Source organism: Shewanella oncorhynchi, assembly GCF_012584455.1.
GTDB lineage: Bacteria > Pseudomonadota > Gammaproteobacteria > Enterobacterales > Shewanellaceae > Shewanella > Shewanella oncorhynchi.
Genome location: NZ_JABAEB010000002.1, coordinates 37,075 through 56,863, shown reverse-complemented (window position 1 = coordinate 56,863; position 19,789 = coordinate 37,075). Strand labels below are relative to the sequence as shown.

The following is a 19,789-nucleotide window of genomic DNA, read 5'->3' as shown; positions in this document are numbered from 1 at the left end:
ATTTAGTTATGTGATTTAAGTAATTAATAAGTAATAAGTAATAAGTAATAAGTAATAAGTAATAAGTAATAAGTAAAGTGCAACTGAATATCCCTATCAATGTTGCCAACAGGAGTATGTATGACTGCGTTATCGAATATGAAATGTGAAGCGTGCCAAGCCGATGCACCAAAAGTGACCGATGAAGAATTGGCAGAACTTATTCGTATGATCCCTGATTGGGGCGTGCAAGTGCGTGACGGCGTAATGCAGCTTGAGCGCGTCTACAAGTTTAAAAACTTTAAACTGGCGATGGCATTCACGAATAAGCTGGCGGATTTAGCGGAAGAAGAATTCCACCATCCAGGCATTTTCACTGAATGGGGCAAAGTGACTGTCACTTGGTGGTCGCACTCCATTAAGGGGCTACATAAGAATGACTTCATCATGGCCGCCAAGACAGACCAGTTACTAGGTTAATTATTTAATCAATTTAATCAGCATCTTAATGTGTTTTATGATGCTGATTTTTTCTTCCTGTTACAATTCAACTGTAAACTAGGCTTGCCACTTTCAGTTTAACCTTCTAACGTATACGGGCTCTGCTATTTCCCCTCATCGCTGACGTTTTCGTCAAAGGTAACGATTTGCCTAGCAAGCGTTATTTTTGTTGTAAAGCCTAAGGCGAAAAATAGCTCTGCACGGTTTATCCCCAAAATTCAAATCAAAAAAGGGAATATCAGTCATTATGCGCTTGGAAGTCAGCTGTCAGGATCGTGTTGGTTTAGCCAAAGATATCTTAGTCGTGTTAGAGCGTTATGGTATTAATTTAATTGCCATAGATGCCAGTAACCAAGGATTCCTGTACTTACAATTTGCCGAAATTAGTTTTGAAACCTTGAGTGCCTTGATGCCGCAGATCCGCAAAGTGGAAAGTGTCCACGATGTGCGTACGGTGTCATTTATGCCCTCAGAGCAAGAACATTACGCCCTTAAAACCCTGCTCAAAACCTTACCCGACTCCGTTTTTTCTATCGATGCCAAGGCACGTATCCGTATCGTTAATGAGTCCGCCTTGCTCAATATCGGCATGGGTGAGCACGAAGTGCTCGAAGAGTCGCTTAATCATTGGGTGCAAGGTTTTAACTTCAGCCGTTGGTTGAGTGAAGCACAAGTATTGCCACAAGCGGCGCGAGTTCAAATCGGTCCAAACGAATATTTAGCGGAAATGCTGCCGATTTACCTACCCGATGAGGATGAAAAAACCATCTTGGTTGGTGCTGTGGTGTCGCTGAAATCCCCTGCGCGCGTTGGAAAACAGTTTAACGCGCTGCAGAACCAAACCACTGGCTTTGAAAATGTATTAGCCAGCAGTGACAAGATGAAGGAAGTGCTTAAGCAAGCGCGGCGTATGGCCCAGCTCGATGCACCTTTGTTGATCACGGGTGAAACGGGTACTGGCAAAGAATTAATGGCCAGAGCTAGCCATGATGCGGGGATGCGCCGTGAAAAACCTTTTATCGCCATCAACTGCGCCGCTCTGCCCGACAGCGCTGCCGAAGAAGAATTATTCGGTTACGTCAGTCAGGGTAAAGTCGTCAAACGAGGCTTTTTTGAAGAAGCTAAGGGGGGCACAGTATTTCTCGATGAAGTGGCGGAAATGTCTAGGGCGGCTCAAGTTAAGCTGCTACGGCTATTGCAAGATGGCACTTTTAGACGCATAGGGGGCGATGAAGAAGTGCGTGCTGATGTGCGAATTATCTGCTCGACCCAGAAAAATTTAGCTGAACTATGCCAAACCGGTGAGTTTAGGGAAGATTTGTACTATCGCATCCATGTGTTGAGTTATCACATCCCGTCTTTACGCGAGCGTAAAGTCGATATCATTCCACTGACGGAAATGTTCCTCGAACATTACAGTCAACAGCTGTCTAGCCCTGTTCGGCGGATTTCGGCCCAGTGCCGCGATCATTTGCTCACCTACGCTTGGCCAGGTAACGTACGCCAATTAAAGAACGCGGTATTTAGAGCCGTGTCTATGTGGGATGGCTCGGCCGAGTTGACGGTAGAACAGCTGAAATTGCCGTCATACGCCGAAGGTTTTGGTTACTTTGATAATGAGTTTGAAGGCAATCTCGACGATGCAATGAAGCAGTTTGAAGCGAGTCTGTTGCGTCGATTATATCCGGCCTATCCGAGCACTCGCCAGTTGGCGAAAAAGCTAGGTGTATCACACACAGCTATTGCTAATAAACTGCGTGAATACAAGATAGCCAAGCGCCGTTAGTCAGAGTCTCGTTGGGTTGACACAGTCAATGTAACAGTATCGTTCCACTTAGTTGCCGACTTTTCAGGCATATTGCTTACCGAGATATTGATAAGCGGTAACTAGGTTATAAACGTAATGATTAGTTTACAAAATGTGAAATAATTGACCTAAATGTGATTTTGGTCACGCTATAGGAATCTTGAGCTGCATCGGGTATTTCTACGCGCAACAAATACGTTAAAGCAAGTAACAGAGCATGCCTCGTTGGCGCGGACTGCGTAAAGTGTATGCCCTTAATGAGTCAAAAAGTCCGATTTAAATCGCCGAATATAAGCTGGGTGACGTCGCACGTTTTCCAGCACAATAAAATTGTACACCTAGCCGAAGAGCACTGGAGCCAATATGAAACTTGCAAGTTATAACAATGGTCGTCGTGATGGTCAGTTGATGTTAGTCAGCCGCGATCTCACTAAAACGGTTGCCGTTCCTGCCATTGCCCACACTATGCAGCAATTACTCGATGGTTGGGATTTACTGAGACCGCAATTGCAAGAATTGTACGATGCGTTAAATGAAGGCATGTTAGATAACGCGCAAGCGTTCGACGAAGCTAAGTGTTTGTCGCCATTACCGCGTGCTTACCAATGGGCCGATGGTAGCGCTTATGTGAATCACGTTGAGTTAGTCCGTAAAGCCCGTGGCGCAGAAATGCCAGAAACCTTTTGGACAGATCCGTTATTTTATCAAGGTGGCTCAGACAGCTTTATTGCCCCTAAAGCGGATATCCCATTGGCGAGCGAAGACTGGGGTATCGATTTCGAATCTGAAATTGCGGTTATTACCGATGATGTGCCTATGGGCGTGAGCACTGACAATGCAGCTAAGCACATTAAATTGTTGATGCTAGTCAACGATGTGTCATTGCGTAACTTGATCCCTGGTGAGTTGGCGAAAGGCTTTGGTTTTTTCCAATCTAAACCATCGAGCAGTTTTTCGCCTGTGGCTGTGACACCGGATGAATTGGGTGTCCGTTGGGAAGATTCGAAAGTGCATTTACCGCTGATCACCTATTTAAATGGTGAATTATTTGGTCGTCCGAATGCAGGCGTTGATATGACCTTCAATTTCAGTCAGTTAGTTTCGCATGTTGCAAAAACCCGTCCATTGGGCGCAGGCGCGATTATTGGCTCTGGTACTATTTCTAACTATGACCGTAGCGCAGGTTCGAGCTGTTTAGCGGAAAAACGTATGTTAGAAGTGATTGCCGAAGGCAAAGCCACTACGCCATTTATGCGTTTTGGTGACACAGTGCGTATCGAAATGCTCGATGATAATGATGTAACCATTTTTGGTTCTATCGATCAAAAAGTGGTTGAATACAAAGCCTAAGGCTTTCCCTTAAAGGGCGACACCGACTCAAACTAACGGGGCTTAATTGCCCCGTTTTTATACTGACTTTTATAAGGACATGAAAATATGAAACTTTACGGTTATTGGCGTTCCAGTGCAGCCTATCGGGTTCGAATTGCCCTTAATCTCAAGGGGATTTCAGCCGAACAGTTTTCAGTACATCTCGTACGTGATGGCGGCGAGCAACATAAAGCTGCCTACATTGCGCTTAATCCTTTAGAGTTAGTGCCAACCTTAGTGGTGGATGATGAGCTGGATGTGGATGCCTTGTCGCAATCTTTAGCGATTATCGAATATCTTGATGAGATACATCCACAGTCACCATTACTGCCTGCATCGGCTCTTGAACGTGCCCACGTGCGTGCTATGGCACTGACGGTCGCCTGTGAGATCCATCCATTAAACAACTTGCGGGTATTACAGTATTTAACGCAAACCTTAGGTGCTGATGACACCGCCAAAAATACTTGGTATCACCATTGGGTCGCAAGTGGTTTTACGGCCTTAGAAACCTTGTTAACACGGCATAGCGGTCGTTATTGCTTTGGGAATGCCGTGACATTAGCCGATCTGTGTTTAGTACCGCAGGTGTATAACGCCCAGCGTTTTAATGTGGATTTAACGGCTTATCCCAATATCATGCGCGTGTGGGCCGAGTGTAATCAGCTTGAAGCCTTTGCCAATGCTGCACCAGAGCGCCAAGCGGATGCGGTGTAACGAATTGCGCGGATACGGTTTTTACGAATAGAAAGAATGGATGATGAGGCTTGCTTTAAAAGTCTAATCTCAGCGATGGAGTTTAAATGCTTTTCAGTAAAAAATGTCCGTATTGCAAAGGTAAACTCGGCGCTAAGGAAGTGCCGATTAAGGAAGGACGCTGCTGTCATTGTGATAAGCCGATACTGTACAAATTCAATATAATAAAATGGATGGTCCTGTTCGTGCCTATCTATATTGTTAGCGTTAATCTGCTAGACAAAGATGTACATGGTTTTTGGATTTGTGTTGCGGTGATGGCACCTATTTATAGTCTTGTTTCACTACTCTGTCATGAGGTCGTAAAGTGCCCAGAAATCGATGGCGAAGTGGAGTAAGCCTAATGTCTTTCCCGTGTTTTTATCTGATATTGAAGCGGGCGATACTGTTATGAGTGGTGCTAGGGGTAATGTCATGAGTGTTGCTACGAATAATGTTATGAATGATGCAATGAGTGAAACAGCGCTAGAACATCAATTACTCGAATGGATAGCTCAAGACTGCGAGCGGGTGAGGGCGCTTGAACTCGCGCTTCAATGCGCCCAAGTACACTCCATGCCGCAGTGGTGTCTGGCGGCAGGATTTGTCCGTAATTTAGTTTGGGATCGTTTGCACGAATTTGAGTTGAGTCCACTGAATGATATCGATCTGATCTATTTTTGCCCTTTAGATATTAGCCCTGAGCGGGATCTGGCGATTGAAGCCTATCTTCATCAGCTTGCCCCTGAGTTACCTTGGTCGGTTAAGAATCAGGCGCGCATGCATAGTCGCAATCAAGACATGGCTTACACATCTTGTATTGATGCTATGGCACATTGGCCAGAGTTAGAAACTGCGGTTGGGGTGTGTTTAAAATCTCATGTTGAGACAGATACTCAGGTAGATGAAGAGACTGATCATCATTGCACGCATTACGGTATTGAGCTGGTGGTTCCCTTTGGGCTGAACTCCCTGTTTGCCCTCAAATTGAGCGCCAATCCAAAGCGATCATTACCAGTGTTTGAGCACAGAGTTGCGACTAAGGGCTGGCTAACTCGCTATCCTTTGCTTACGTGTTGCTACTCAAGCTAATCTTCTCACTTTCTTATTCGTTCAGTCTAAAACTGATCTAACCGCCTCACACTGTCATTCCATGCAATCAAGTTATCTAACATGATAGGTATCATCCTCAAGCCGTTTTTATTTGTCCATTTTTTGTTTTTATCCTCATTCAACCAGTCTCTATAATTTGAAATTAATGTTCAAATAACCTCTTAGTTAAGTGCTTTTTATTGTTACTAAAATGTTTATGGTGTTATTGGTCACTACCTCTTGCAGAAGTCATTAGTGATGGCTAATACAACACTTAGCTCACAGAAAACAAAGGGGTATTATCAATAAATGTTTGAATTTCGTGATTCAGCTCCCATGTGTAGTACCTATAAGTGAGTATTGCTCACTCACTTTGATTTGGATCAATAAATCAGCCGCATATCTCTGGCAGTGTAGGCGTCAATTGTTAAGGATGTAATGCAAAACAAAAACCTATGTTGTACATATGGAGTATGATGATGAATAAAAACACTGTTTCTACACTGGTCGCTGCCACCCTTTTAGCCGCTGGTTTTTCTGCCTCTGTATCGGCTCACCAAGCGGGTGACATTATCGTTCGTGCGGGTGCTGTGGTTGTTGCGCCAAATGAATCAAGCCAAGATGTAGTTATACCTGGTGTAGGCAATCTTGGTGAATTCCAAGTGAGTAATAATACTCAAGTGGGTTTGAACTTCGGTTATATGTTGACTGATAACTTCGGGGTTGAGTTATTAGCAGCAACGCCTTTTAGCCACGATGTCTCTTTGGCTGGCGTAGGTAAGATTGCTGAAACTAAGCATTTACCACCCACTTTAGTGGCGCAGTACTACTTTGGTGATGCACAGTCTAAATTACGCCCATACGTGGGTGTTGGTGTGAACTATACTAATTTCTTTGACAATGAGTTTACTAATGATTTAGGTGGTGCGTTAACGGATTTAAGCATGAGCACTTCTTGGGGCTTAGCGGCACAAGCGGGTGTTGATTATCAAGTTAACAAAAACTGGTTAGTGAACGCTTCCGTGTGGTACGCCAAAATTGATAGTGACGTTAAATTTAAATACCAAGGTACCCCAGTTACCATCGAAACCGATATTGATCCATGGGTTTATATGGTCAGCGTGGGTTACACTTTCTAATCCACTGATTAGATAAGCGTAAAAAAGGAGCCTTAGGCTCCTTTTTCGTTTCTGCACTTTTTATCGCGCTATGTTCTGTTCCACTTAGGCTAAGCTGATTTAGCGCTTTGGCTTTTTAGCTTTCCAGTGGCGAGTGTTATAGATAAATTCGGGTAATAACACAGTAAGCCAAGCGACGAGGCGCCAGCGTTTGGTCACATAGACGCGGCGTTTGCCTTGTTTCATCGCCTTGATGATTTGCGCTGCGACTTGTGGCAATGGTGCAAGCCACATCGCACTTTGCTGCATAGCGGCTTTATCGAGCAAACCAAGTTGGATATCGGTAATCGTAATCGGTAGCTTAAGGCGCTGAGCATGCATACTTAAGCCCTCAAGGTAATTCTGCCCAAAGGCTTTTGAGGCGTGATAGGCCACACTCGGCCCGCCGCGTAGGCCTGCAATCGAGTTGATTGCCGCCAGTTGTCCATAACCTTGCTCGCGAAATAGTCTAAATGCCGTATTGCAGATGGCAGCAAAACCTCGCACATTGACATCGATAATGTCTTGCTCCGGTAGCCAAGGCAACTCGGGGTCATAGCTATTGAGACCTGTATTGACTAAGACTAAGTGTGCGCCGCCAAGACTTTGCCAGACTGATTCAAGTTGGTTGATGATGGCTTGAGGTTGTTCAATTTGAAGTGCAAAAACTTGTACTTTTGTTGGCAAGGATAAGGCAAAATCGCGCAGTGATTCTGGATCTTGGGCGAATAAGACTAATTCAACCTGTTGATCTGCCAATTGCTTTGCAAGTTCACGACTTAATTGTGAGCTAGCTCCCACAATGATTGCAGTTGCTTGGGTCATAGATTTTTCGGCAACGAAATGGTGGCTTATGATAGAAAGTTATGTTCACCAAGACAAGATTTATAGCTTGGGCGTGTGGACATCTAGAAGTCTTTATGTATGATTAGGAGAAACAAAATGAACAAATGGTTGCGTTTAAGTGCGTTGAGATTAACAGCCTTAGCATTAATGGCCGTAATGGGTGTGTTATCGGGTTGTGCGACACCGAATGCTATCGTTGAGATAAAAGGCGAGACCTTATATCGCGAACGGATAGCCTTACCTGCCGATGCTAAGGTCATAGTGCAACTGCTTGATGTCTCAAAAATGGATGTGCCAGCCATAGTGATGGCGGAGCGCGTGCAACAAGGTGCTGTGACACCCGCGCCATTCAGTTTTGCGATTGGTAGCGATCAGTTCCAACCCGGTCACACTTATGCCATAGGTGCCCGGATTATGTTGGGTGATAAGTTATTGTTTATTAATACTCAAGCCTATCACATTGATCTCAATTCCACTGAGCCAATGACGATACTGCTAGAGAAAGTCGGTGGCTAGTTAGCTCGCTCAGAAGTGAGCTGACATACGCGCCGAATCCGTTAGTATTTACGAACAGAAGAGGCGCGGTATGCCGGTTAGAATTCCAGATCATCTGCCCGCAGCAGGGGTGTTAGAGTCAGAAAATATTTTCGTTATGTCCGAGACGCGGGCGGCGAATCAAGATATCAGGCCGATGAAGGTGCTGATTTTGAACTTGATGCCGAACAAAATCGAGACTGAAACCCAGTTATTGCGCTTACTGGGCAACACGCCTTTACAAGTCGATGTGGATTTACTGCGCATTCACGACAAAGAGTCCAAGCATACTTCCATCGACCACATGAATACTTTTTACCGTGATTTTGAAGCCGTGCGCCATAAAAATTACGACGGTCTTATCATCACGGGCGCGCCGCTTGGGCAAATCGATTTCGAAGATGTGGTTTATTGGGATCATATCCGTGAAATCATCGACTGGTCCCAAGAGCATGTCACCTCAGTGTTGTTTTTATGCTGGGCAGCTCATGCGGGCTTGTATCATCTCTATGGTTTAAATCGAAAAATATTGCAACAGAAGCGTTCTGGCGTATTTGTACATAGGCGCACTTGTCAGCATTTCCCACTGTTACGTGGTTTTGATGATGAGTTCTTTGCACCCCATTCGCGTTTTGCCGAGATGGATGTGGAAGAAATTAGACAACACCCGCAGTTGCAAGTGTTAGCGCAGTCCGATGAGGCCGGGGCCTATTTAGTATTAAGTCGCAATAACCGTAACTTGTTTGTAATGGGGCACCCTGAATATCAAAAATCGACCTTAAACGATGAATACCATAGGGATTTAGCCCAAGGCTTAACGCCAAATGTGCCACAAAACTATTATCGAAATAATAATCCAGAAGCCGAAGCCATTGCCCGCTGGCATAGCCACGGTAGTTTGTTGGTCAGTAATTGGCTCAATTATTACGTTTACCAGTTAACGCCTTATGACTTAAGTGATATGACGGCGATGACGCCGTGGGAATCGCGATAAGGTTTTGTTTAGCCTTTTATGGTGATGTGGTCACATGGATGTGACCTAAGCTGATACCCAAAATCCCTTAATTTATCTCTCCCTTCGATTCTGTTGTCCACGCTTGACTGTGCTTAATTCCTGCCTCGCTGTAAATCCTTACTGACAATTTTTACCCGATAAAATCGACACATTAGACCAAGGAATACTTGCTTTACGTTCGCGTAAACGTCAGAGTTGTTTTATTGTCGATTTTATTAAACGTCCCAAGGCTAGCACTAGGCCTTGTGGTCAATTTGGGTTGGAGCCTGCATGAGTACTGAACCGTTAAATCAAGATATCGTTATTGTTGCCGCTAAACGCACCCCTATGGGTGGTTTTCAAGGCAGTTTGTCATCTGTTGCATCACCGACTTTAGCCGCGACAGCCATTAAGGGCTTGTTGGCGGAGACTCAATTGGCGGGTGAACATGTCGATGAAGTCTTGATGGGCTGCGTATTACCCGCTGGTTTAGGTCAAGCGCCTGCACGTCAGGCCACTTTAGGTGCAGGATTACCCTTATCCGTTGGTGCGACCACAGTGAATAAAGTCTGTGGCTCAGGCATGAAGACGGTAATGTTAGCCCACGATTTGATTAAAGCGGGCAGTGCAAAAGTGGTGATCGCTGGCGGTATGGAAAGTATGAGCCAAGCGCCGTATCTTTTGGATAAAGCTCGCGGCGGCATGCGCATGGGCCACGGCAAAGTGCTCGATCATATGTTTTTAGATGGTCTTGAGGATGCTTATACTGGCGGCGCCATGGGAACGTTTGCCCAGAAAACCGCCGATGAATTTGGGATCACCCGCGAGCAGATGGATGCTTTCGCCCTAAGCTCGCTCGAAAAAGCCAATGCCGCGATTAACTCGGGTGCCTTTAAGGCCGAAATTACGCCTGTCACAGTTAGTGATCGTCGCGGTGATGTGACTATCGATACCGACGAGCAACCCGGTAATGCCCGCCCTGAAAAAATTCCTACGCTGCGCCCAGCCTTTACCAAAGATGGCACTATCACAGCGGCTAACTCTAGCTCTATTTCCGATGGCGCAGCGGCATTGATGCTGACCTCGCGTGGCGAAGCTAAGCGTTTAGGTTTAACGGTATTAGCCACCATTAAAGGCCACACGACCCACGCCCAAGAGCCTTCACTCTTTACCACTGCACCTGTCGGCGCTATGGCTAAATTGCTGGCCAATGTGGGTTGGTCAACGGATGACGTCGATTTATTCGAAATCAATGAAGCCTTCGCCATGGTGACTATGCTTGCCGTGTCTGAACTGGGTTTAGATGTGGCTAAAGTTAACGTCAATGGCGGCGCTTGCGCCTTAGGTCATCCTATTGGTTGCTCAGGTTCACGTTTGCTGGTGACCTTAATTCATGCATTGAAAGCCCGCGGCCTTAAACGCGGTGTCGCCTCGCTGTGTATCGGCGGTGGTGAAGCAACAGCGATGGCCATTGAGGTCTAATCGCAAAGGTTTTTGTCAAATCAGGTTTTAGTTAAATCAACAAGACGGGGCTGGCAAGGGCAATCAATCACTTCCCTTGAGGATAATCATAATATCGCACCGCCAGCCCATCACTCTACAAGGAAAGGATTGCAACATGACCACACAAGTAAAGCATTACATTGACGGCGAGTTTATTCAAGGTACTGGCACATCACAGATTATTGTCACCAATCCCGCGAATAACTCGCCGATTGCCGTGATTAATGCTGCCACTAGCGAAGAAGTTCACGCTGCGATAGCCAGCGCCAAAGCGGCCTTTAAAACCTGGAAAGAAGTGCCAGTGTCTGAACGTGCGCGCGTCATGTTGCGTTATCAACATCTGCTAAAAGAACATCACGACGAACTGGCGACCATTCTTGCAAAGGAAACCGGTAAAACCTTTGAAGATGCCAAGGGCGATGTATGGCGCGGTATCGAAGTCGCTGAACATGCTTGTAACGTGGCTTCATTATTGATGGGTGAAACCGTCGAGAACGTCGCGCGTTCAATTGACACTTACAGCTACACTCAACCGCTCGGTGTGTGTGCCGGTATTACGCCATTTAACTTCCCTGCGATGATCCCGTTATGGATGTTCCCATTGTCGATTGCCTGCGGTAACACCTTCATTTTAAAGCCTTCTGAACAAGATCCAATGACGCCGCAGCGCCTTGTTGAATTGTTTGTTGAAGCGGGTGCACCTAAGGGCGTATTGCAATTAGTGCATGGCGACAAAACTGCCGTAGATATTCTGCTGGCAGACCCTGCGATTAAAGCCATTTCCTTTGTCGGTTCTGTGGCTGTGGGTCAATATATTTATAAAACCGGTACAGATAACTTAAAACGCGTACAAGCCTTTGCGGGCGCAAAAAATCACTGCGTCATTATGCCTGATGCAAACAAACAGCAGGTGATCAACAACTTAGTCGGCGCTTCTGTGGGCGCGGCGGGTCAGCGTTGTATGGCGATTTCGGTTGCCGTGTTTGTTGGCGCTGCTAAAGAGTGGATCCCAGAATTAAAAGAAGCCTTAGCCAAAGTTCGCCCAGGTTTATGGGACGACAAAGAAGCGGGTTATGGTCCGGTTATCAGCCCAGCAGCTAAGGCGCGGGTGCTTAAACTTATCGCCCAAGGTAAAGCCGAAGGCGCCGAGTGTTTACTCGATGGCAGCGATTTTACTGTGGAAGGTTATGAATCCGGTAATTGGATTGGCCCAACCATGTTCGATAAAGTCACCACTGAGATGAGCATATACAAGGAAGAAATCTTTGGCCCTGTACTGTGTTGTATGGAATCAGACTCCTTAGAAGCCGCCATCGAATTAGTTAACGCCAGTCCTTATGGCAACGGCACGTCTATCTTTACCGCTAGCGGTGCAGCTGCCCGTAAATATCAACATGAAATCGAAGTCGGCCAAGTGGGGATTAACGTGCCTATTCCTGTGCCATTACCTTTCTTCTCATTTACCGGTTGGAAGGGTAGTTTCTACGGCGATCAACATGCTTATGGTAAGCAAGCGGTGCGTTTCTATACCGAGACCAAGACCATCACTTCCCGCTGGTTTGAGTCTGATATTGCCGTAGCTTCAACGCCAAATATGAGCATTAACCTACGCTAAGCTCGGTTATAAACCATGGCGTCTTTATGGCGCCCAATTTATTCAATAAAAAGTGACCATAGAGTCATAGGAGAGCCCAATGGATTTTAATTTCAACGATGACCAACGCCAGTTTGCCGATCTTGCGCGCCAGTTTGCCGCGGAAGAATTAACCCCGTTCGCCGCCAAGTGGGATGAAGAACATCATTTCCCCAAAGACGTGATCCAAAAAGCCGGTGAGCTAGGTTTTTGCTCTCTGTATTCGCCAGAATCCGAAGGTGGCATGGGCTTATCGCGCCTCGATGCCTCGATTATTTTTGAAGAACTTGCCAAGGGCTGCACTGCAACCACAGCCATGCTGACCATTCACAATATGGCGACTTGGATGGTGACGACTTGGGGCACTGAAACCCTGCGTCAGACTTGGTCTGAGCCGTTAACCACTGGGCAGATGTTAGCGTCATACTGTTTGACTGAGCCGGGCGCGGGTTCGGACGCTGCATCTTTGCAAACTAAAGCGGTGCGCGACGGCGATGAATATGTGATTTCAGGCTCGAAAATGTTTATCTCGGGTGCGGGCGCAACTGAGCTTTTAGTCGTGATGTGCCGTACAGGTCAAGCTGGCCCTAAGGGGATCTCGGCCATTGCCATTCCGGCGGATGCCGCTGGTGTTATCTACGGTAAAGCTGAAGATAAAATGGGCTGGAATGCCCAGCCGACCCGTCAAATCACCTTTGAAAACGTGCGCGTGCCAGTGGCGAATTTGCTCGGTGAAGAAGGCCAAGGTTTTGCTTTCGCTATGAAAGGCTTAGACGGTGGTCGCATCAATATAGCCACCTGTTCTGTGGGGACGGCGCAGTCGGCTTTAGAGCGTGCAACTCAGTATATGAATGAGCGCCAGCAATTTGGTAAACCGTTAGCGGCTTTCCAAGCGCTGCAATTTAAGCTTGCCGATATGGCAACAGAATTAGTCGCAGCCCGTCAAATGGTGCGCCTTGCGGCCTTTAAACTCGATAGTGGCGATCCTGAAGCCACGGCTTATTGCGCTATGGCGAAACGCTTTGCCACCGATGTGGGTTTTCAAGTCTGCGATGCGGCGCTGCAAATTCATGGTGGATATGGTTATATAAGGGAGTACCCGCTGGAACGTCATTTCCGTGATGTGCGTGTGCATCAGATTTTAGAAGGCACTAACGAAATTATGCGCTTAATTATCGCCCGTCGTTTACTCGATGAAAATGCAGGACAAATCCTGTAATTCAACTCGCAATATGCGTGACTTACAGGTCGGCGATAACTGAAAAGGAGTCTATAAAGATGGAATATTTAGTTGAACGTATCGAAGGCCACACGGCGATTCTGACCATGAACAATCCGCCAGCCAACACTTGGACCGCCGAGAGTTTGCAGGCGCTTAAAGCCAAAGTGCTTGAGCTGAATGCCAATAAAGAGATTTACGCCTTAGTGTTAACGGGCCAAGGGCAAAAGTTCTTCTCCGCTGGCGCCGATTTAAAACTGTTTAGCGATGGTGACAAAGGTAATGCGGCAACGATGGCAAAGCATTTTGGTGAAGCCTTTGAAACCTTAAGCCAATTCCGCGGTGTGTCGATTGCCGCGATTAACGGCTATGCCATGGGCGGCGGCTTAGAAGTCGCGTTGGCCTGCGATATTCGTATCGCCGAAATTCAAGCTGTGATGGCATTGCCCGAAGCAACGGTCGGTTTATTACCCTGTGCGGGTGGCACTCAAAATCTGACTGCATTAGTCGGTGAAGGGTGGGCTAAACGGATGATTTTATGCGGCGAGCGTATCGATGCGACTCAAGCATTGAATCTACGTTTAGTGGAAGAAGTGGTCGACACTGGCGAAGCGCTTAATGCGGCAATCGCCTTAGCCGTCAAAGTGGCGAATCAAAGCCCAAGCAGCGTGACTGCATGTAAGACACTTATTCAAGCGGGGCGCACTATGGCGCGTAGCCAAGCGCTACCGATTGAGCGTGAGTTATTTGTCGGATTATTTGATACTGAAGATCAGGCCGAAGGCGTGAATGCGTTTTTAGGGAAACGTAAAGCTGAGTGGAGAAACCGCTAATGACGAATGTAGTAGATAATGACGTGGTCGAGCATGTCGAAAATCAGGTCACGACCACACAAAATGTGGTTTTTCAAACCTTAGCCACTGCTTCTGGCAAATTGGTTGGGGTGGTCACACTCAATGTGGAAAAAGCCCTCAACGCCTTAGATTTAGTCATGGTGCGCGCTATGACGGCGCAGCTTAATCTGTGGAAGAAAGATCCCCTTATTGCTTGCATCGTATTAGATGGTAGCGGTGAGAAGGCATTTTGTGCCGGGGGTGATGTGCGCGCTTTATACCATGCTTCCATTGCCGCTAATGGGCAAGTGACTGAGGAAGCAAAGGTTTTCTTCGAAGAAGAATATCGCCTCGATTATCTACTGCATACCTTTGGCAAACCTGTGTTGGTGTGGGGCGATGGCATAGTCATGGGCGGCGGCCTCGGTTTGATGGCGGGCGCGAGCCACAGAGTCGTTACCGAAACCTCGCGTATCGCTATGCCTGAGGTGACTATCGGCCTGTATCCCGATGTGGGCGGCAGTTATTTCCTTAATCGTATGCAGGGCAAGATGGGATTGTTTTTGGGATTGACCGCCTATCAACTCAATGCCGCCGATGCCTGTTATGTGGGCCTTGCGGATCATTACCTGAACCGCGACGACAAAGAGCTGATGTTTGATGCCATGGCAACCTTAGATTGGAGTGATACGCCAGCTCTTAATCATCAACGTTTAGATAGCATGATCAACGAGCTGTCTAATCAAGTGGATATTCCTAAGGGCGACAGTGTATTAGCCGAAAGCCAAGACATAATTGACAGGCTTATGGCGGGCAGTCTGCAGGATATTGCAGCACGCATGTCAACTCTGGTATCGGAAGAAAAGTGGTTAATGAAAGCGCGGGACACCTTCCTTGCGGGTAGCCCTATCAGCTGGCACTTGGTCTATATCCAAGGGCAGTTAGGGACTAAGCTTAGCTTAGCTCAATGTTTCAAATGGGAGTTAACCGCAAGTGTTAACGTGTGTGCCCACGGTGATTTCTGCGAAGGCGTTCGTGCACTCTTGATTGATAAAGACAAGAAACCGCAATGGCGTTTTAAGGATGTTAACTCAGTACCCACAGCGGTACTTGAGCAAATATTGGCTTCCCCATGGGGCGAGGCGCATCCCTTTAACCAACTGAGTTAAGCGTTTAAGGGCCGAGTTGGCTAAGCGCTGTGTTTATTTGCTTAGCCAAGCTCGCTTTACTCTGTGATAAAGTCAGCATAATCAATTTGATAGCATTATCACAACACTAAAAAGAACAACACAGGAGTGATGGCATGAGTACAGTAGCCTTTATCGGTTTAGGTAATATGGGCGGCCCAATGGCGGCCAATTTATTAAAAGCAGGCATGACGGTTCGCGTCTTTGATTTAGTCCCCGAGGCTATGCAGCAATTGGCCGAAAAAGGCGCCTTAGTATCAAGTACCGCCTGCGGCGCTGCAGCGGGCGCAAGTGTGGTGATTACTATGCTGCCTGCGGGCAAGCATGTGAAAAGTTTATATTTAGGCAATGGAACAGACAAAGGTCTGCTTGAAGTGGTTGCGGGTGATACCTTGCTCATCGATTGTTCAACCATCGATGCACAAAGCGCACAATTAGTGGCGGCCGAAGCGGCTAAAAGCGGCATCGAATTTATGGATGCACCAGTTTCTGGCGGCACGGCAGGCGCGGCAGCGGGTACTTTAACTTTTATTTGTGGTGGCTCGGATAACGCTTTTGAACGTGCGCAGCCCGTACTTAAGGCTATGGGTGTGAATATCTTCCACGCAGGCGGTCCAGGTGCGGGGCAAGTCGCGAAAATCTGCAATAACATGCTGTTATCTGTGTTGATGGTCGGTACTTCCGAAGCCCTGCAAATGGGCGTCGATCATGGTCTCGATCCCAAAGTGTTATCCGACATTATGAAGGTCAGCAGTGGCGGAAACTGGACGCTAGAGAAGTACAATCCCTGCCCAGGCGTGATGGAAACAGTGCCTTCTTCTAAGGGCTATCAGGGTGGCTTTATGGTAGATTTGATGGTCAAAGATCTCGGTCTGTCACAAGAAGCTGCATTATTGAGCAACTCTAGCACGCCAATGGGCGCTTTAGCCCGCAGCTTGTATGTCAATCATGCAAGACAAGGCAATGGCCGCCGAGATTTTTCCAGTATATTTGAACAATTTGCACCACTTAAAAAATAGACACAGATAACAAGGGATCACCAGATGGATTTAAAAGATAAGGTTGTCGTCATTACTGGCGGCGCGGGTGGCTTAGGCTTAGCAATGGCGCAAAATTTTGCGCAGGCGGGTGCTAAGATAGCGCTTATCGATGTGGACCAAGAAAAACTCGAGCGAGCCTGCGCTGAGCTTGGATCGGACACTGAAGTCCAAGGTTATGCCTTAGACATTACCGACGAAGAAGACGTCGTCGCGGGTTTTGCCTATATTCTCGAAGATTTTGGTCAAGTGAACGTGTTAGTGAACAACGCCGGTATTCTGCGTGATGGCATGTTAGTCAAAGCCAAAGACGGCAAAGTCACTGATCGTATGTCTTACGAGCAATTCCAATCGGTGATCAATGTGAACCTGACCGGCAGTTTCCTCTGTGGCCGTGAGGCCGCAGCTGCCATGATTGAATCGTGTCAAGCGGGGGTGATTGTTAACATCTCTAGCCTTGCTAAGGCGGGTAATATGGGTCAATCAAATTACGCGGCCTCAAAAGCGGGTGTTGCGGCTATGTCTGTCGGCTGGGCGAAGGAGTTAGCGCGCTACAATATCCGTAGTGCAGCCGTAGCACCAGGTGTGATTGCGACCGAGATGACGGCAGCAATGAAGCCAGAAGCATTGGAGCGTTTAGAGAAACTCGTGCCTGTTGGCCGCTTAGGTCATGCCGACGAGATAGCTTCTACCGTACGTTTTATTATTGAAAATGATTATGTTAACGGTCGTGTGTTTGAAATCGATGGTGGTATTCGTCTTTAGAGCGATATCTTATTGATTTGCATAAAAACCGAGCTTAGGCTCGGTTTTTTTATAGGGTAAATAAAGATAATGGTTCTTATACCCTAGCTTTCGGATTTATTTAGATTTCACTGTTGGAGTTGACATTTAGTTGTTAACCTTCAACAATCGCTCTCCCGTTTTTTTACATAACTTTACAAACATGTTGATCACATGTAATGGAGCTTGAAATCCGGATGTCTTGGCAGGAAAAAGCCCACTGGCTTGAGAAAATCACTAAGCGCATGATGTTGATCGTGGGTATCTTAGGGTTGGTTGTGATTTATTGCGGTTTCTTTTTTCTGCTCTTTAGTGGCCGTTCTGTGGCCGTGATCCCATGGTTTTTTCTTATCTCACCTTGGGTGTGTATTTATTTTGGTTTAACGCAAGTACAACAAGTGCAAGTGGTAAATTGGTTCTTAAAAAAATTTAAAAAATAACTAATTTACACATAACTCATTTCTGCAAGTTCATATTTTGTTTCGGTTTGTGCAGTTGGCAAACATTGGGGAGAAACAATGAAGCTACATGGATATTTATGGATGCTGGGGGGCTTATTTTGTTTAGGTGCTTGCGAGCGCTCGAACAAAGAGACGCCGCATCTTAGTGATAATGGCGCGCGCATAGTTGCGCCCTATGGTAGTTGGCTGTCTCCGTTATCGGCGACTGAAGTGTTTGAGCAGGCCGATAATGTGGCTGAGTTGCAAAGCGTTGATGGTGCAATTTATTTCTCTGAGTCTGATGGTGAAAAACAAGGCCAAGTCGGCATTAAACGCCTCGATCAACGGGGAAAAATTACCGACATAGTGCCGCCTGCGTTTAATGTTAAATCCGCCGTTCATGAATACGGTGGTGCCGCCTTTTTGGGGATTGGTCAGAGTCTGTTTGCCACTAAGGCACAGGACCAACTGTTTTATCGTTTTGCCCCTAATCAACCCCCTTTGCCTTTAACGCCAAATGGTACTCGTCATGCAGATTGTATTGCTTACCCCAAAGGGTCGAGGATTATCTGTGTGCGCGAAGATCATCGTCAAGCGGGTGAGCCTAAGGCGAGTCTTGTTACCATTAATCTTAATTTTGCCGGTGAAGGCGATACCTTTGTTTCGGGCCATGACTTTATTTCTTCGCCAGCCATCTCGCCCGATAACAGCCAACTGGCGTGGATCACGTGGGAACATCCCTATATGCCATGGGATAATAGCGTGCTCTGGCTTGGGGATCTGGACCGTAAAGGACAATTACACAATATTCGTAAGGTAAACACGCCCGCAGATTCTTCGGTGTCGCAGCCGTTATTTAGTCCTGATGGACAATTGTATGTCGTATCGGATATCAGTAACTGGTGGAATATCTATCGAGTCACGGCACAAAATACCTTAGACCCAGTGCTAAAGAAAAAGGCCGAGTTTGCGGTGGCTGATTGGTATTTAGGCAATCATAATTATGCCTTTGAATCCGAAAAAACTATTATTGCCAGTTATATGCTTGGTAGTCAGGCCGTTTTAATTCGACTGCATCTAGATTCAGGTCTGACCGAATCTTTGGCCGTCGACTTTGGTGAAATCACCCAAGTGATCCGAGGGGAAGATGCTGTCTATTTTGTCGGCGCTAAGGCGACGCCAGAGAAGGGCATTTATAAAGTGATCGGTCGTGGTACTGAGTTGGTGTATACCCCTAACTTACCAAAACTTAATCCCAATTATATCTCCCGTGCTAAAAATATTACTTTTAAAACAGGTGCTAACCAGCAAGCTTACGGTTATTTTTATGGTCCGGTTAACCCCAACTATACTGCGCCTAATGATACCCGTCCGCCCTTGATTGTAATGTTACACGGCGGACCTACGGCGCGGGCGAGTCTGGCTTATCGCAGTGATATTCAATTTTGGACCAGCCGAGGCTTTGCGGTTCTCGATGTTAATTTCCGTGGCAGCAGTGGTTTTGGCCGTGCTTATCGTCAAAGTATCTACGGAAAATGGGGCCAAGTTGATGTGGAAGATGCGGTCAATGCGGCCCGTTATTTAGTCGATAAGGGTTGGGTTGATGGACAAAAGCTGGCGATTCGAGGTGTTAGCGCTGGTGGGTTAACTGTGATGTCGTCCTTGGCATTTTATGATGTATTTCAAGCGGGGGTGAGCTATGCGGGGATCAGTGACTTTGAACAGCTCGCCAAGAGTACCCATAAATTCGAGACTGGCTACTTAGATCTGCTTATCGGCCCCTATGGTGAAAATCAAGCCCGCTATAGGGAACTGTCGCCCCTGCATCACCTTGAAGGATTGAATGAGCCTTTATTAATTTTTCAAGGATTACGTGACCAAATAGTGCCACCACAGCAGTCGCGGCAGATTTATGAGGCGTTGAAAGTGAGAGGCGTACCCACGGCTTATATTGCTTATCAGGATGAACCCCACGGCGGTTGGAAACCTGAGCACAAGGCCGCAGGATTAGAAACTGAGCTGGCATTTTATGGGCAAGTGTTTAACTTTACCCCTGCGGGTAAGCTTGCAACACTGGTATTGGATAACGCCGCGGCGCTAAAGCCAACTATAGTGAGAAGCCAATAACGCGGTATTTA

Annotated in this window: 19 protein-coding genes; 18 read left to right on the top strand and 1 reads right to left on the bottom strand. The window is 46.8% G+C overall.

Annotated features, from left to right (window positions below; translation table 11 throughout):
- The first annotated feature begins 120 nt into the window (after positions 1-120).
- The 7 genes from HGO26_RS02640 to ompW all read left to right on the top strand — a co-directional run bounded on the left by HGO26_RS02640 (position 121) and on the right by ompW (position 6,624).
- Entirely contained in the window at positions 121-459 is a 339-nt protein-coding gene (locus tag HGO26_RS02640; RefSeq protein WP_106650051.1) for a 4a-hydroxytetrahydrobiopterin dehydratase, read from the top strand.
- A 268-nt stretch (positions 460-727) separates the two neighbouring features.
- Positions 728-2,266: a transcriptional regulator TyrR gene (gene tyrR, locus HGO26_RS02635; protein WP_113938940.1), complete on the top strand. Its 1,539-nt coding sequence runs from the start codon at positions 728-730 to the stop codon at positions 2,264-2,266.
- A gap of 384 nt (positions 2,267-2,650) precedes the next feature.
- Positions 2,651-3,637 carry a fumarylacetoacetate hydrolase family protein gene (locus HGO26_RS02630; protein WP_028760574.1) on the top strand — a complete coding sequence of 329 codons (987 nt, stop codon included), beginning with the start codon at positions 2,651-2,653 and terminating at the stop codon, positions 3,635-3,637.
- Positions 3,638-3,724: 87 nt separating this feature from the next.
- Positions 3,725-4,375, top strand: a complete 651-nt coding sequence (maiA, locus tag HGO26_RS02625; RefSeq protein WP_168823147.1) for a maleylacetoacetate isomerase — start codon at positions 3,725-3,727, stop codon at positions 4,373-4,375.
- An 86-nt stretch (positions 4,376-4,461) separates the two neighbouring features.
- Positions 4,462-4,752, top strand: a complete 291-nt coding sequence (locus HGO26_RS02620) for a hypothetical protein (protein ID WP_168823145.1) — start codon at positions 4,462-4,464, stop codon at positions 4,750-4,752.
- A 76-nt stretch (positions 4,753-4,828) separates the two neighbouring features.
- Complete coding sequence (locus tag HGO26_RS02615; protein WP_247651456.1) at positions 4,829-5,485, top strand: nucleotidyltransferase family protein; 657 nt, start codon at positions 4,829-4,831, stop codon at positions 5,483-5,485.
- 476 nt (positions 5,486-5,961) lie between these two features.
- A complete protein-coding gene (gene ompW / locus HGO26_RS02610) occupies positions 5,962-6,624 on the top strand; it encodes an outer membrane protein OmpW (RefSeq protein ID WP_168823143.1) in 663 nt (220 codons plus the stop codon).
- A gap of 99 nt (positions 6,625-6,723) precedes the next feature.
- On the opposite strand, the gene HGO26_RS02605 is transcribed toward ompW, so the two are convergent.
- On the bottom strand, positions 6,724-7,467 hold the full coding sequence (locus tag HGO26_RS02605; protein ID WP_131523783.1) for an SDR family NAD(P)-dependent oxidoreductase: 744 nt from the start codon (positions 7,465-7,467) through the stop codon (positions 6,724-6,726).
- Positions 7,468-7,584: 117 nt separating this feature from the next.
- Here HGO26_RS02605 and HGO26_RS02600 point away from each other — a divergent pair, with 117 nt between their 5' ends.
- The 11 genes from HGO26_RS02600 to HGO26_RS02550 all read left to right on the top strand — a co-directional run bounded on the left by HGO26_RS02600 (position 7,585) and on the right by HGO26_RS02550 (position 19,778).
- Positions 7,585-8,004, top strand: a complete 420-nt coding sequence (locus tag HGO26_RS02600; RefSeq protein ID WP_105249705.1) for a YbaY family lipoprotein — start codon at positions 7,585-7,587, stop codon at positions 8,002-8,004.
- 70 nt (positions 8,005-8,074) lie between these two features.
- Positions 8,075-9,016 carry a homoserine O-acetyltransferase MetA gene (gene metA / locus HGO26_RS02595; protein WP_028760567.1) on the top strand — a complete coding sequence of 314 codons (942 nt, stop codon included), beginning with the start codon at positions 8,075-8,077 and terminating at the stop codon, positions 9,014-9,016.
- Positions 9,017-9,307: 291 nt separating this feature from the next.
- A complete protein-coding gene (locus HGO26_RS02590) occupies positions 9,308-10,498 on the top strand; it encodes a thiolase family protein (protein ID WP_168823141.1) in 1,191 nt (396 codons plus the stop codon).
- Positions 10,499-10,634: 136 nt separating this feature from the next.
- Positions 10,635-12,134, top strand: coding sequence for a CoA-acylating methylmalonate-semialdehyde dehydrogenase (locus tag HGO26_RS02585; RefSeq protein ID WP_105249702.1), 1,500 nt, complete (start codon positions 10,635-10,637; stop codon positions 12,132-12,134).
- A 79-nt stretch (positions 12,135-12,213) separates the two neighbouring features.
- Positions 12,214-13,371 (top strand): acyl-CoA dehydrogenase family protein, encoded by a 1,158-nt coding sequence (locus HGO26_RS02580; RefSeq protein WP_113938930.1) that lies wholly within the window; start codon positions 12,214-12,216, stop codon positions 13,369-13,371.
- Positions 13,372-13,430: 59 nt separating this feature from the next.
- The gene (locus tag HGO26_RS02575) at positions 13,431-14,204 is read left to right on the top strand and encodes an enoyl-CoA hydratase (protein WP_011789976.1); all 774 of its coding nucleotides are present in this window, start codon (positions 13,431-13,433) and stop codon (positions 14,202-14,204) included.
- On the top strand, positions 14,204-15,373 hold the full coding sequence (locus tag HGO26_RS02570) for an enoyl-CoA hydratase/isomerase family protein (RefSeq protein ID WP_168823139.1): 1,170 nt from the start codon (positions 14,204-14,206) through the stop codon (positions 15,371-15,373). Before HGO26_RS02575 ends, HGO26_RS02570 begins: the two co-directional genes overlap by 1 nt.
- A gap of 134 nt (positions 15,374-15,507) precedes the next feature.
- The gene (gene mmsB, locus HGO26_RS02565) at positions 15,508-16,410 is read left to right on the top strand and encodes a 3-hydroxyisobutyrate dehydrogenase (RefSeq protein ID WP_113938927.1); all 903 of its coding nucleotides are present in this window, start codon (positions 15,508-15,510) and stop codon (positions 16,408-16,410) included.
- 24 nt (positions 16,411-16,434) lie between these two features.
- A complete protein-coding gene (locus tag HGO26_RS02560) occupies positions 16,435-17,193 on the top strand; it encodes an SDR family oxidoreductase (protein WP_168823138.1) in 759 nt (252 codons plus the stop codon).
- A gap of 215 nt (positions 17,194-17,408) precedes the next feature.
- Positions 17,409-17,651: a hypothetical protein gene (locus tag HGO26_RS02555; protein WP_028760560.1), complete on the top strand. Its 243-nt coding sequence runs from the start codon at positions 17,409-17,411 to the stop codon at positions 17,649-17,651.
- A 78-nt stretch (positions 17,652-17,729) separates the two neighbouring features.
- Positions 17,730-19,778, top strand: coding sequence for an alpha/beta hydrolase family protein (locus HGO26_RS02550; RefSeq protein WP_168823136.1), 2,049 nt, complete (start codon positions 17,730-17,732; stop codon positions 19,776-19,778).
- Positions 19,779-19,789: the final 11 nt, after the last annotated feature.

Bases quoted from the DNA above. Each gene is read 5' to 3' on its own strand.
- HGO26_RS02640 (WP_106650051.1), top strand. From the start codon at position 121: ATGACTGCGTTATCGAATATGAAATGTGAAGCGTGCCAAGCCGATGCA.
- tyrR (WP_113938940.1), top strand. From the start codon at position 728: ATGCGCTTGGAAGTCAGCTGTCAGGATCGTGTTGGTTTAGCCAAAGAT.
- HGO26_RS02630 (WP_028760574.1), top strand. From the start codon at position 2,651: ATGAAACTTGCAAGTTATAACAATGGTCGTCGTGATGGTCAGTTGATG.
- maiA (WP_168823147.1), top strand. From the start codon at position 3,725: ATGAAACTTTACGGTTATTGGCGTTCCAGTGCAGCCTATCGGGTTCGA.
- HGO26_RS02620 (WP_168823145.1), top strand. From the start codon at position 4,462: ATGCTTTTCAGTAAAAAATGTCCGTATTGCAAAGGTAAACTCGGCGCT.
- HGO26_RS02615 (WP_247651456.1), top strand. From the start codon at position 4,829: ATGAGTGTTGCTACGAATAATGTTATGAATGATGCAATGAGTGAAACA.
- ompW (WP_168823143.1), top strand. From the start codon at position 5,962: ATGATGAATAAAAACACTGTTTCTACACTGGTCGCTGCCACCCTTTTA.
- HGO26_RS02605 (WP_131523783.1), bottom strand. From the start codon at position 7,467: ATGACCCAAGCAACTGCAATCATTGTGGGAGCTAGCTCACAATTAAGT.
- HGO26_RS02600 (WP_105249705.1), top strand. From the start codon at position 7,585: ATGAACAAATGGTTGCGTTTAAGTGCGTTGAGATTAACAGCCTTAGCA.
- metA (WP_028760567.1), top strand. From the start codon at position 8,075: ATGCCGGTTAGAATTCCAGATCATCTGCCCGCAGCAGGGGTGTTAGAG.
- HGO26_RS02590 (WP_168823141.1), top strand. From the start codon at position 9,308: ATGAGTACTGAACCGTTAAATCAAGATATCGTTATTGTTGCCGCTAAA.
- HGO26_RS02585 (WP_105249702.1), top strand. From the start codon at position 10,635: ATGACCACACAAGTAAAGCATTACATTGACGGCGAGTTTATTCAAGGT.
- HGO26_RS02580 (WP_113938930.1), top strand. From the start codon at position 12,214: ATGGATTTTAATTTCAACGATGACCAACGCCAGTTTGCCGATCTTGCG.
- HGO26_RS02575 (WP_011789976.1), top strand. From the start codon at position 13,431: ATGGAATATTTAGTTGAACGTATCGAAGGCCACACGGCGATTCTGACC.
- HGO26_RS02570 (WP_168823139.1), top strand. From the start codon at position 14,204: ATGACGAATGTAGTAGATAATGACGTGGTCGAGCATGTCGAAAATCAG.
- mmsB (WP_113938927.1), top strand. From the start codon at position 15,508: ATGAGTACAGTAGCCTTTATCGGTTTAGGTAATATGGGCGGCCCAATG.
- HGO26_RS02560 (WP_168823138.1), top strand. From the start codon at position 16,435: ATGGATTTAAAAGATAAGGTTGTCGTCATTACTGGCGGCGCGGGTGGC.
- HGO26_RS02555 (WP_028760560.1), top strand. From the start codon at position 17,409: ATGTCTTGGCAGGAAAAAGCCCACTGGCTTGAGAAAATCACTAAGCGC.
- HGO26_RS02550 (WP_168823136.1), top strand. From the start codon at position 17,730: ATGAAGCTACATGGATATTTATGGATGCTGGGGGGCTTATTTTGTTTA.